The following is an 11,854-nucleotide window of genomic DNA, read 5'->3' as shown; positions in this document are numbered from 1 at the left end:
ACCCACTGAGAGGAGAACCATGACCACCACCCATCCCGGTCCGTTCGACCACCGCATGGCCGTGTACGGCGCGGACGACGCGTTCGTGGCCGCCGCCGTGCCGTTCCTCCACGAAGGACTCGGCGCGCCCGGCGAGGCGCCGCCCGTCGCCGTCGCGGCCCCCGACAAGCTCGCCCTCCTGCGCGATGCCCTGCAGGACGACGCGAAGGGCGTCGTCCTCGTCCCGCACACCGAGTGGTACACCGGCTCGGCCGCCAACGCCGTGGCCCGGAACGCCGGTTACCTCGCGGCGCACGCGGCACCCGGCGGCCGCATCCACCTCCTGATGGAGCCCGTCTGGAACGGCCGCGCGGGACGCTCCGCCCGCGAGAGCACCGAGTGGATCCGCTACGAGGCCCTCGCCAACCTCCTCTTCGCGCCGATGGCGACGACGGCCCTGTGCGCCTACGACACCCGGGTCGCGGGCGAGGCCATCGTCGCCGCGGCCCGCCGCGCCCATCCGGGCACCGGCGCCTACGAGGACCCGATCACGCTCACCGCCGAGCTGGACTCCGCGCCGCTGCCCCAGCCGCCGGCCGACGCGGAGACGCTCGCACCGCCGACGGGCGACACGTTGCGCAGCCGGGCGTCGGCCTGCGGACTGCCGCCCAAGGAGGCGGAGTTGTTCACCGAGGCGGTGCTCGCGGCGGCCGCCGCCCTCGGTCCCGTCTCCCGCACCCTGATGTGGGGCGAGGGGCCCGCCTGCGTCTGCGAACTGCGCACGGCGCGCCGGGTCGACGACCCGCTGGCCGGCTTCGTCCCGCCCGCCGGCGGCGAACTCGAACCCGACCAGGGCCTGTGGTTCACCCGCCAGGTGTGTGCCTACGTCGACGTGCGCGACGACGCCGCGGGGGCCACCGTACGGCTGCAGTACGGGTAACCGCTTGCCCGTACACAGGTAGGGATACAGGTAGTCCTCCCCGTGCCCGGCTCCCGCCGGGGAGGCATTCTGGCACCATGCTCGATCTCTCCGGGTTCCCTCTCCCGGACCCCGACCCTCAGTTCGCCGCGTACCCGCAACCCCCGCTGGGGGCAGGCTGCTTGAGCGTCGAGTACGCCCCGCGTCCCGCCGCCGTCGGCGAGGCCCGCGCGGAGGTGCGGCGACAGCTGGAGAAGTGGGGTCTGACGGATCGGGACGACCTGGCGGACGTGGCCGAACTGCTCGTCAGCGAGCTGGCCACCAACGCCCTGCTGCACGCCGCGAGCCGGTTCCGGCTCACCCTGAGCGCCGCCCACGGCGTCCTGCGCTGCGAGGTCCACGACACCGGCCGGCGCACGCCGCAGGTGCTCGACGCGGGCTGCTCGGAGAGCGGCCGGGGGATGTTCCTCGTGAACGCGCTTGCCCGGCGCTGGGGTTGCCACCAGGAAGGCCCGGGCAAGACGGTGTGGTTCGAGCTGGGCACCTGCGGATGCGTTCCGCCGGACCGGGCCCGGCACTCCTGCGCTACAGGAACCACTTGGGGCTGAGGGCGATCTGCCGCAGCTGCGCGATGGTCACGACCGGCGTCTTGCGCGTCGCGGCGGTGTCCTGCGCGCCGGAGTTGAACGCGCTGACGACCACGCGCGTCCCGTCGGTCCGCAGGGTGTCGACGGTCCACATCACGACCCCCGCGCCGCCCTTCTCGCCGGGCCCCTGGTGCACGGCGACCCGCGTCCCGTCGGGCAGTGTCTCGGCGCCGGACCCGAAGAGATCGCCCGCGACGTCGCCCATGCCGCCCTGGACGTTCGCCTGGATCAGGCTCTTGCCCTTGCCGTCGTCGGCGACGACGTAGCCGAAGCCGCTGTCGTCGCCGCTGTTCTCGGAGACGGAGACGCCCTTCGGCAGCAGGGAGGTGAGGGTGGGCGCGACGGGTACGGCGGCGACGGGCTCGCTGACCGTCGGTCGGGCGGTCGGCCGAGCGGTCGGCTTCTTCGGGTCGCCGGCGATCGCGTCGATGGCGTCCCGCCAGGCGGGAGCGGCGGCGATGTGCTTCAACTGGGCGGGGGAGAGCGGCGGTTGGGGCCGGGTGATGGGCGCGTCCTTCTCCGCCGCCGCGTTCCACTCGCTGACGCTGACGTGGTGGCCCTGCGGGGAGACGAGCTCGGCGTTCCACCACTTGGTGTCCACGCGGCGGTCCGGGTACTCGTAGCCCTGCAGCACCATCACGACGGAGCCGTCCCCGAGCCTGCTCGTGCGGCAGGTGTCGTAGTGCGCGTAGACCTTGCCGGGGCACTCGGTGACCTGCCGCGCCTGGTCGCTGCCCGGCTCGACCCGGTCGAGGCTCACGCCCACGGCCGACGCGCCCTTGCCGTCGTCGAGGACGAGATGCGCGTACGGCGTGCCCTCCTCGGTGCCCTGGGCCTCGGCGCCGCTGAACTTGCCGGAGGGGAGCAGCTTTTCGAGCGTACGGATCAGCGCGTCGCCGGAGACGGGGGAGGGGGCGGCGGACGGGGAGGCGGAGGGATGCCGGCTGTCGGCGGCGACCGACGACCTGTCGGTCCTGGGCCCGGTGCCGGGCAGGAGCAGCGCCCCGCCCACGCCGACGAGCGCGAGCCCGGCGGCCCCGCCCGCGACCGCGGCCCGCCGCCGCAGCAGCAGGCGGCGCCGTCCGCGCACCGCACCGGCGGTGACGAGGGCGGCCCGGTCGGTCTCGAAGGCGCCGGCGGCGTGCCGCATTCCGGCGGAGAGCTGCTCCTCGAAGGGTTCGCTGTGCTGGTCCAAGGGCATGACGGATCACCGTTTCGCGAGGGTGGAAGTGACGGACGGGACGGACGCTGAGGTGGCTAGGGCCGGGCGTACTCGCTGAGATCCTCACCGAGCAGCTCCCGTAGCCGGCCGAGGGCACGACTGCACCGCGTCCGCACGGCGGCGGAACTGACGTTCATGACCTGCGCGGTCTCCTCGATGGAGCGGTCCTCCCAGTACCGCAGGACGACCACGGCCCGGTCCTTGGCGGGAAGCCGGGCGAGCGCCTCCAGCAGGGTCAGGCGCAACGGCGTGTCGCGCCCGGCACCTTCGTCCGGCCGGTCGGGCAGCACGTCCATCGCCCGTTCGGTACTGCTGCGCCGCCGCTGATGGGCGAGGAACGCGCGCAGGAGAACGGTCTGCGCGTACCCCGCCGGATTCCCGACCCGGGCCACGCGCCGCCAGCTGACGTACAGCCGCCCGAGCGTCTCCTGCACGAGATCCTCGGCCAGATGCGTGTCCCCGGCGGTCAGCAGACAGGCGGACCGATACAGATGCCCGGCCCGCACCGCGGCGAACTCCGCGTATTCATCAGCCCGAACCTGCCGCATCGCTCCCCCTGTCCGGCCGACCGCTCTCACTTCATTGATGCGGTGAACCCGGAGAAATGTTTCACGCGACCGCCCCCGCCCACGCTGACGTGGACAGGGGCGGCATCGGATGCGCTTGTTCGGTTGGTGGTTACGGCAGGCCGTGGACGTGTGCGCCCACCGAGTTCGACCATGAACTGCCCGCCGAGGCGTCCCAGTTCGTGGACCAGGTCATCGCGCCGCGCAGGTCCGGGTAGGTCTTGGACGGCTTGAAGGAACCGCAGCCCGTGCCCTTCGCCAGACAGTCCAGGGCGTTGTTGACGACCGTCGGGGAGACGTAGCCGCTGCCCGCCGCGCTGGTGGAGGCCGGGAGGCCGAGGCCCACCTGGGAGGGGGAGAGGCCGCCCTGGAGCTGGATGCAGGCCAGCGCCGTGAGGAAGTCGACCGAGCCCTGGCTGTAGACCTTGCCGTCGCAGCCGAGCATCGAACCGCTGTTGTAGTACTGCATGTTGACGACCGTGAGGATGTCCTTCACGTTCAGCGCCGTCTGGAAGTACGAGTTCGACGTCGACTGCATGTCGATCGTCTGCGGTGCCATCGTGAGGATCAGGGACGAGCCGGCCTTCGACGCCAGCGCGTGCAGCGCCTGCGACATGTACGTCGCGTTGAGGCCGTTCTCCAGGTCGATGTCCACGCCGTCGAAGCCGTACGTCTGCATCAGCGAGTACACCGAGTTGGCGAAGTTCGTCGCCGAGGCCGAGTCGCTCACCGAGATCGTGCCGTTCTGGCCGCCCACGGAGACGATGACCTTCTTGCCCGCGGCCTGCTTCGCCTTGATGTCCGCCTTGAACTGGTCGACGGTGTAGCCGCCGAGCCCCGCGGAGTCCAGGTTGAAGGTCACGGCACCCGGCGTCGACGTGGCGTCCGCGAAGGCCACCGCGATGATGTCGTACTGGGAGGAGACGTCCGAGAGCTTCTGGACCGTCGCGCCGTTGTTGAAGTTCTGCCAGTAGCCGGTCACCGCGTGCTTGGGCAGGGAGACGTTCCCGTTGCCCCCGCTCGCGGCCGTCGTCGCGGTCACCGCGCCCGACTTCGGCGACTCACCGGCCGCGTTGGTCGCCGTGACCTGGAAGGAGTACGAGGTGGACGCGGTCAGGCCGGTGACCGTCGCGGACGCTCCGGTCACCGCCGTCACCTTCGTGCCGTCCCGGTAGACGTTGTAGCCGGTGGCTCCCGACACGGCCGTCCAGGCCAGGGACGCCGAGGTCGACGTCGTGGAGGAGACCGACAGGCCCGCCGGCGCCGCCGGCACCGTCGGGTTCGGGTCGCTGCCGCCGCCCCCGTCCGGGCCGAACACCGAGATGTCGTCCGCGTAGTACGGCGCCTGGCCGTACCAGCCGTGCGTGTACACCGTCACCGAGGTCGTCGACGACCCGGTGGTGAAGGTCGTCGACAGCTGCTTCCAGCTCGACGAGTCGGGGGTCCACGTCGAGACGTCCGTCGTGCCGGTGCCGGTCACGCCCAGGTAGGTGTAGCCGCCCTGCACCCAGGCGCTCAGCGTGTAGGTGGAGTTGGGCTTCACCGCCACGGACTCGCTGCACTGGGCGTTGTCCTGCCCGGCCGGCGTCGCCTTCAGCGCGGCCGCGCCGCTGTGCACCGGGGAGGACACGGTCGTGCCGCTGTTCGCGCTGCACGTCCAGTTGCCGAGGCCGGACTCGAAGCCGGCGTTCCTGGCGTTGTTGACGTCCGCCGCGGACGCCTGGCCCGTGCCCGCGAAGGTGAGGGCGAGGGCGACGGTGGCCACTGAGGCCCAGAGCCGTGCCGATCTTCTGTGTGGGGACATGACAACAAGTTGGTCCAGACCAATTGAGCTGTCAAGAGGTCCAGACCAAATTGCCGACGACTGGGGGCCGTTACGGCCCGCGGCGGTCGAGGGTCGCTATGCCGCCCGGCGATCGGGGGTCGCTACGCCTCCCGGCGGTCGGGGGTCGTCACGCCTCCCGGCCCTGCCACCACTTGTCCAGCAGCAGCCCGATCGAGCATCCCGCCAGCAGCACGCCCGTCGACATCCACAGCGCGAGGCTCGACACGGTCACCAGATCGGGCCGGAGCGACAGGGTCAGCAGCTGCCCCGCCGCCGGCACCGCGCACGCCGCCGCCACATGGCGCCCGGGCACCCGCCGCCACGGATCCGGATGCACTCGCGCGGCCGCCCAGGTCGCGAGCACCACGCAGAGCAGGTTCGGGATGTGGACGAAGACCAGCGCCGCCCCGAAGGAGCCGACCCCCTCGGGGCCCACGGCGTTGTCGTACAAGGCTCTGATCTGGATGTACTCCGTGATGACGAGCACCAGGATGCCCGCGGCCCAGGACCGTACGAGTGTCATCGGCCACCTCCGAAGGCCTCGTGCCAGAGCAGGATCGTGAAGCCCACTGCCGCCAGGCCGCAGCCCGCCGTCAGGGCCAGGGACTGCAGCACCGGGGACCAGCTGCCGCGGCCCGCGACGGTCGCGGTGCCCCGCGGATCGCGCGGGTCGTAGGTGACGGTGACCGGGGCGCCCTCGCCGGTCGACCGGCCCGCCAGGTCCTCGAACTCGACCCGGGTGCCGTCCGGCGTGCGGAAGGCGAAGAAGTGGCGGGTGGCGTCCGAGCGGTCGTAGGGCTCGGTCTCCACGCGGACGCACTCCCCGGACGTGCGCACCCCGCGGCGCAGCACCCGCGCCACCGTGACCAGCCGCCGGGCGTACTTCACCGCGATCGCCCCGAACAGGGCGACGAGCAGCACGAGTACGACGTAACCACCGCCCGGTACGTGCACGGCTAGTGCACCTCCACCGACTTGACGATCCTGTTCAGGTCCGCGTCCGAGAGCTTGCCCCGCACCGCGTCGATCCGGACCGCGAAGGTCTTGCCGGAGGAGTCCAGGCCGGTCAGGATCACGCCCTTGACGGGTGTGCCCTTGGGCGGATCGCCGTCCTGGCCGGTCGACTTGAAGCTGAAGTCGATCCGCTTGGCCTCGTCCGCGCCGGTCAGCTTCACGTCCTTGTCGCCCTTGACGCTCGCACCCATCTGGATGCCGGCCTCGGCGGCGATCGCGGCCTGCTCCGCCGAGTTCGCCTGGGTGAAGTCCAGCTGGACGGTGATGATCGAGACGGTCTTCCCGTTCTCCGTGCGGTCGGCCGCCGCGGCGTTGTACTTGCTCCGCTCGGCGTCGGACTGCTCCTGGTATCCGCCCAACCCCTTCGGGTACGACACATCGACGCCCTTCGTCCTCAGCGTCCCCCAACCGTCGGGCACCGAGGCGGAGTCCGAGCCCCCGCCTCCGCACCCGGCGAGGAACGCGGTCAGCAGGCCGGCGGCCAGGAACGTACGGCGGGTCTTCATCAGCGGGAGCTCCCCTCTCGTCAGTTCGCACAGTAGCTGTAGGGAAGGTAGGAGCGGCTGCTGCCGCGAGGGGCGCCCAGGAACTGCGCGTCGGTCAGGGTCTCGGACTTCTTCTCGGTACTGATCGACAGCCCGAGGCTGAGACCGAGGTTCAGCTCGAAGCCGTACTCGGCCGCGTTGACCTCGCCCGTGTAGTTCATCCGGCTCGACCTGCCCTTGTCGAACATCAGCTGCCCGAAGGGGTCGTCGTCGCCGGGGCGGCCGGTCGGCGCGTGGTCGTCGAACATGTACTTGAACGGCGTGGCGATCTGCTCGTTGTTGCTGTCCAGCCACTGCTCGCCGATCGCCCGGTCCTTGTCGCCCGCCGGACCGGGGTCGAAGCTCACGGAGTTGGTGACGATCTGGATGCCGGTGGTGCTGTCGGTGCCCTTCTCGCCGACGCTGCCACCCCGCTTGTCCTTCCCGTCCTTGCCGTTGTCGCCGCCGACCTTGGCTCCGTCCTTCTGGCCGCCGTCCTCGACGGTGCGGGTCATGTCGATGCGCACCAGCTTGCCGGTGGTCTTGTCGTAGGTGACCGTGATGGTGCCGGTCTGGGTGCGCGAGGCCGAGTAGTCGCCGCTGAGCGGTCCGGCCTGGTATCCCACCTTCGTGCCGTACTCGATGGACGAGGAGTAGGTGTACGACTTGGTGTTCTTGTAGGCGTTGTCCGTCCAGGTCACGTCGGGCGAGTACTTGAAGTTCCCGCCGAGGGTGGCGCTGAGCTTCTTCTCGTCGGCCATGGAGAACTTGATGCCCGCGGACGCGGACGCGTCCAGGCCCACCTTGCCGTAGGTGATCTTGCGGTTGTCGCCCAGGTGGTCCTTGATGCGGTTCTCGGTGTCCTCCTCGTCCTTGAGCGGGCCCGTGCCGAACAGGTAGAGGATGCCGTCGCCGAGGCTGGCGTCCGCGCCGCCGGGCATCTCGCGCCGCATCTGGTACATCTGCAGCTTCTCGACGTCGTCCCGGAACTGCTTGGCCTCGTCGGGACTCTCGAAGACCCAGGTGTCGCCATTGGTGACCTTGATGCCGGCGCCGAGCTCCACCTTGTCGGTGCCGAACTTGCCCACCTTCATGCCGGGTTGGAAGTCCTTCTTCACGCCGACGGACGCGGCGTCGGTGAAGGTCAGATAGACCAGCTCGTCCTTGTCGTCGACCTTGCCGTCGTGGTTGACGTCCGTCTTCGCCTTGAGGTGCTGCTCCTGGAAGCCGTACTCGTTGCCGATCTCCCAGAACAGGATCTTGGCCTTGGAGCCCGCCTTGTCGGTCACCGAGGAGACCTGGCACAGGGCCGGCTCGTAGTCGGCGTCGGTCAGCGGCTTGCCCGCATCCGGGCCGCCCGCCGAGCAGTTGCCGCCGCCGGCCACCTTGCAGATCTCGGCGCCGAGCTTGTCGTAGATCGTCCGGCCGACGCCCGTGGCCGAGACGCCGAGCACGATCGCCGCGGTGACGACGACCATCCCGAGGTACTCGGTGCCGGTCGCGCCCCGGTCGTCGTATGCGAATCTCCGTCGTGCGTGCGGTCGTATGCCTCCCCCGCGAGACATGCGCACCCCTCCTTGGCGGGCGGTGTGGTTGTTGCCGACGGCGGCGACGGTAGGCGCGCGAGGTGCCGGGCGGCGTGGGCCCGGGGACCCAAACGGAGGCCCAGAGTCGGAATGGGACCGGCAAGATGCTCAACCTGCCCCGTTTTGGCGTGTCTTGTGAATCGACAGTTGCCCACCAGCTACAGAAACGCTGTTCTCCGGTCACAGAGGCGTGGATACAGTGCTGAGGTAGTCACGCAGTGAAGTCATCTCGGTGTACCGGAGTAACCCCGGTGGATCGACGGCGTAACACGGGGAGCTGCGCGTGCCAACTGCCATTGCCGTGACCAGTGCCGACATGGCGCTGCCACCGCAGGACGAGCGGACCCTGCCCGCTGTCGTCCTCCAGGACCTGGACAAGCAGCCGCTCGAGCAGGCACTGGCCGCGGTGCAGGGTCTGATCGACCAGCACGGGCATCTGATCGTGGTCTGCTCGCAGGCGGTCTCCCGTGGGGTCGACAGACGTCTGCACACCATCCGCTCCCTGCTGGAGAGCGACCGCATCGCCTTGTTCCGTCCGGATCTGCCCCCACTCGGACTGGCCGTCCTGGCACGGCAGTTGAGGCAGCTGGCCTCCTGCGACCTCAGCCCCGGCGTGCTCGCCTCGGCCGGCCGCCTGCTCACCCACTACATCCACGCGGGCGCGCTGCTCGGTTCCGTCGCCCGGCTCGACCGCGTCCCCGTGGGCCTCAAGTCGCACGCCAAGTCATGGGTGCCGGGCAGCCAGTTCGGCGTCCTCGCGCACCCCGAGCCGCAGCTGGTGAAGATCGGCCCCGGCGCCGAACTGAGTGGCCCGGAGTTCGGCACGTGGATGCTGGTGGCCAAGGGGCAGCTGCAGTCGGACTGGGTCACGGGAACCCTTGCGCAGTCCTGGAGCGTCCAGGGACTCAAGGAAGCACCACTGCCGGCCGAGTCGCAGATCTGGTGGGGTACGGGCAAGCTGATCGAGTTCGCCGCCTATCTCCCCGACCTGTCCGTGCTGTACCAGCTGGTCACGTCGGTCCGGCAGGGCGTCTGCCACTGGTGCGGCATCGACGTCATCGGCGACCGCTGCGTCTTCTGCTCCGCCACTCCACCGCTCGTCGAGAACCAAATCCCCGCCGGGTGAGTCCTGAACCTCCAGACGCACCGCTCGCACGAATCCATTCCGCTCGACCGATATCCCCAATGAGGTTGTACGGTTCATGAACTCCCGTCAGCGCCGCGGCGTGCTACTCCTGCTTCTGTCGGTCATCTGCGCCCTCGGCGCGTTCGCCGGCGTCCTGTCCGTCATCAGCGACGTGAAGTCCAAGGTCGGTCCGGAGGTCACGGCCTACCGGGTCAAGTCCAACGTGCCGCCCTACACCCAGTTGAACACGGGCCAGTTCGAGAAGATCCAGATGCCCAAGCGCTGGCTGTCGGACAACGCGATCACCAATCTGCGCGAGATACAGGGCAAGATCGCGGTCACCACGCTCCAGGCGGGCTCCCTGCTGCAGAGCGACATGATCGTGAACCAGCCCGCCCTGCAGCCCGGGCAGCAGGAGGTCGCCATCATGATCGATGCGGCGACCGGTGTCGCCGGCAAGATCACGCCGGGCTCCACCGTCAACGTGTACGCCACCTTCGCGGGCGAACGGGAGGGTGACCCCGCTCAGTCCAAGATCATCGTAACAAACGCCAAGGTCCTCGACGTCGGCGAGATCAAGGCACTCGAACCGGGCCAGAGCGACAAGAACCAGCAGCAGCCCACCGACGCCGTCCCCATCACCTTCGCCCTCTCCACGCTCGACGCCCAGCGCATCACCTACGCGGAGTCGTTCGCCCAGCGGGTCCGGCTCGCGCTGGTCGCACCCGGCAGCGACACCACGGTCCCCGACCGGGACCGGACGTACCAGCTCGCGAAGGACAAGTGAGAGGCCATGGCCACGAGGATCCTCCCGGCCGTCGGTGACGTGGACGCGGTCCGGTCCATCACGACACTGCTCAGCCAGCTGCCCGACGCCGAGCCGGTGGCCCCGGTCGCCGACTCGACCCAGCTCATCGACACCCTCGCGCGCCTCGCCGCCGAGTCGGTCGACGAACTGCCCGAGGTCGTGGTCGTGCACGAGCGGATCGGCCCGGTCCCGGCCCTGGAGCTGATCCGCGAAGTCGCCCTGCGCTTCCCCGCGGTGGGGGTCATCCTCGTCACCTCCGACGCGAGCCCGGGACTCTTCCAGGCCGCGATGGACTACGGCGCGCGCGGACTGGTCGCGCTGCCGCTCAGCTACGAGGAACTGGCCAGCCGCGTCCAGGCGGTGGCGCAGTGGTCGGTCGGCGTACGGCGCCATCTGGGCTCCGGCGGCGACGTGTTCACCGGCGTCGGCGGCACCGTCGTCACGGTGTGCGGGGCGAAGGGCGGCGTGGGAGCGACCCTCACCTCCATCCAACTCGCCCTGGCCGCACAGGCATCGGGACGCAGCACCGCGCTGGTGGACATGGATCTGCAGACCGGGGACGTGGCCTCGTACCTGGACGTGCAGTTCCGCCGGTCGGTGGTGGACCTGGCGGCCATCACGGACATCTCCCCGCGGGTGCTCGCGGACGCGGTCTTCCGGCACGACACGGGCGTGGCCCTGCTGCTCGCGCCCGGCGAGGGCGAACGCGGCGAGGAGGTCACCGACCGGGCCGCGCGGCAGATCGTCAGCGCGCTGCGCTCCCGCTACGAGGTCGTGGTCGTCGACTGCGGTGCGCAGCTCAGCGGCGCGGGCGCGGCGGCGGTGGAGATGGCGGACGCGGCGCTGCTGCTCACCACGCCGGACGTGGTCGCCGTGCGCGGCGCCAAGCGGACGGTGCGGATGTGGGACCGGCTGCAGATCCGCAAGGCCGAGGAGACGACGGTGGTCGTCAACCGGCACACGCGCGGCACGGAGATCCAGCCGCCGCTGATCCAGAAGATCACGGGCACGACGGTCGCCGCGACCGCGATCCCCGCCAACTTCAAGGAACTACAGGGCGCGGTGGACGCGGGCCGGGTCCACGAGCTGGACAGCAAGGGCGTGGTGAAGCAGGCGCTGTGGGCGCTGGCGGGCGAACTCGGCCTGGTGAAGGTGACGGAAGGGCCCCAGAAGGGCGGACGCCTGCGAGGCGGCGATCGCGGCTCGGTGAGTTTCCGGCGGCGTAAGGAGTGAGCGGCATGGGGGAGCGCATGCGGACGTCGTGGAGGGGCGGGGACCGGGGGCAGGTGACGATCGAGTTCCTCGGGATGACGCCGACCATCATCGTCACGCTGGTGGTGCTGTGGCAGCTCGTACTGGTGGGGTACGCGTTCACGCTTGCGGGGAATGCTGCGGACGAGGCGGTCCGGGCGGGAACGGCCGCCCGGTACGACGGCCCGGGGAAGTGCCGGCAGGCGGGCCTGGACAAGCTGTCGGGCGCGTGGAAGGAGGGGACGACGGCGGACTGCGGCGGGTTCGGCACCGGTTACATCACCTCGGACGTCAGCATCAAGGTCCCCATCCTGTTCCCCGGCACGATCAACTTCCCGTTCACCGTGAAGGGCCACGCGGGCGCCGTCGAGGAGGCGACGAACTGAG

Annotated in this window: 13 protein-coding genes; 6 read left to right on the top strand and 7 right to left on the bottom strand. The window is 70.3% G+C overall.

Going from position 1 to position 11,854, the window contains the following annotated elements; all coding sequences use genetic code 11:
- Positions 1-19: 19 nt before the first annotated feature.
- Both ACFU97_RS04940 and ACFU97_RS04935 read left to right on the top strand, forming a co-directional pair.
- Positions 20-919: an anti-sigma factor RsbA family regulatory protein gene (locus ACFU97_RS04940; protein ID WP_384250939.1), complete on the top strand. Its 900-nt coding sequence runs from the start codon at positions 20-22 to the stop codon at positions 917-919.
- A gap of 161 nt (positions 920-1,080) precedes the next feature.
- A complete protein-coding gene (locus tag ACFU97_RS04935) occupies positions 1,081-1,506 on the top strand; it encodes an ATP-binding protein (RefSeq protein ID WP_384250936.1) in 426 nt (141 codons plus the stop codon).
- Here ACFU97_RS04935 and ACFU97_RS04930 read toward each other — a convergent pair.
- From ACFU97_RS04930 to ACFU97_RS04900, 7 genes are all read right to left on the bottom strand, one after another.
- Positions 1,484-2,746 (bottom strand): hypothetical protein, encoded by a 1,263-nt coding sequence (locus ACFU97_RS04930; protein WP_384250933.1) that lies wholly within the window; start codon positions 2,744-2,746, stop codon positions 1,484-1,486. The genes ACFU97_RS04935 and ACFU97_RS04930 overlap by 23 nt on opposite strands.
- A gap of 56 nt (positions 2,747-2,802) precedes the next feature.
- Positions 2,803-3,315, bottom strand: coding sequence for a SigE family RNA polymerase sigma factor (locus tag ACFU97_RS04925; RefSeq protein WP_384250930.1), 513 nt, complete (start codon positions 3,313-3,315; stop codon positions 2,803-2,805).
- A gap of 130 nt (positions 3,316-3,445) precedes the next feature.
- The gene (locus tag ACFU97_RS04920; RefSeq protein ID WP_384250927.1) at positions 3,446-5,137 is read right to left on the bottom strand and encodes a chitinase; all 1,692 of its coding nucleotides are present in this window, start codon (positions 5,135-5,137) and stop codon (positions 3,446-3,448) included.
- A gap of 148 nt (positions 5,138-5,285) precedes the next feature.
- The gene (locus ACFU97_RS04915) at positions 5,286-5,681 is read right to left on the bottom strand and encodes a hypothetical protein (RefSeq protein ID WP_384250924.1); all 396 of its coding nucleotides are present in this window, start codon (positions 5,679-5,681) and stop codon (positions 5,286-5,288) included.
- On the bottom strand, positions 5,678-6,112 hold the full coding sequence (locus ACFU97_RS04910; RefSeq protein ID WP_384250921.1) for a DUF3592 domain-containing protein: 435 nt from the start codon (positions 6,110-6,112) through the stop codon (positions 5,678-5,680). Before ACFU97_RS04910 ends, ACFU97_RS04915 begins: the two co-directional genes overlap by 4 nt.
- Before the next feature lie 2 nt (positions 6,113-6,114).
- Positions 6,115-6,678 (bottom strand): hypothetical protein, encoded by a 564-nt coding sequence (locus ACFU97_RS04905; protein ID WP_384250919.1) that lies wholly within the window; start codon positions 6,676-6,678, stop codon positions 6,115-6,117.
- A gap of 20 nt (positions 6,679-6,698) precedes the next feature.
- The gene (locus ACFU97_RS04900; protein ID WP_384250917.1) at positions 6,699-8,261 is read right to left on the bottom strand and encodes a Flp family type IVb pilin; all 1,563 of its coding nucleotides are present in this window, start codon (positions 8,259-8,261) and stop codon (positions 6,699-6,701) included.
- 337 nt (positions 8,262-8,598) lie between these two features.
- Here ACFU97_RS04900 and ACFU97_RS04895 point away from each other — a divergent pair, with 337 nt between their 5' ends.
- The 4 genes from ACFU97_RS04895 (at position 8,599) to ACFU97_RS04880 (ending at position 11,853) form a co-directional block, all read left to right on the top strand.
- A complete protein-coding gene (locus ACFU97_RS04895; protein WP_384251134.1) occupies positions 8,599-9,408 on the top strand; it encodes a hypothetical protein in 810 nt (269 codons plus the stop codon).
- A 76-nt stretch (positions 9,409-9,484) separates the two neighbouring features.
- Positions 9,485-10,195, top strand: coding sequence for a Flp pilus assembly protein CpaB (cpaB, locus tag ACFU97_RS04890; RefSeq protein ID WP_384250914.1), 711 nt, complete (start codon positions 9,485-9,487; stop codon positions 10,193-10,195).
- A 6-nt stretch (positions 10,196-10,201) separates the two neighbouring features.
- Entirely contained in the window at positions 10,202-11,449 is a 1,248-nt protein-coding gene (locus ACFU97_RS04885) for a CpaE family protein (RefSeq protein WP_384250912.1), read from the top strand.
- Between the two features lie 5 nt (positions 11,450-11,454).
- Positions 11,455-11,853, top strand: a complete 399-nt coding sequence (locus tag ACFU97_RS04880; protein ID WP_384250909.1) for a pilus assembly protein — start codon at positions 11,455-11,457, stop codon at positions 11,851-11,853.
- Position 11,854 lies beyond the last annotated feature (1 nt).

The sequence above is a fragment of the Streptomyces sp. NPDC057616 genome, assembly GCF_042800575.1.
Classification (GTDB): Bacteria; Actinomycetota; Actinomycetes; order Streptomycetales; family Streptomycetaceae; genus Streptomyces.
This window is presented reverse-complemented; position numbering and strand designations above follow the sequence as displayed.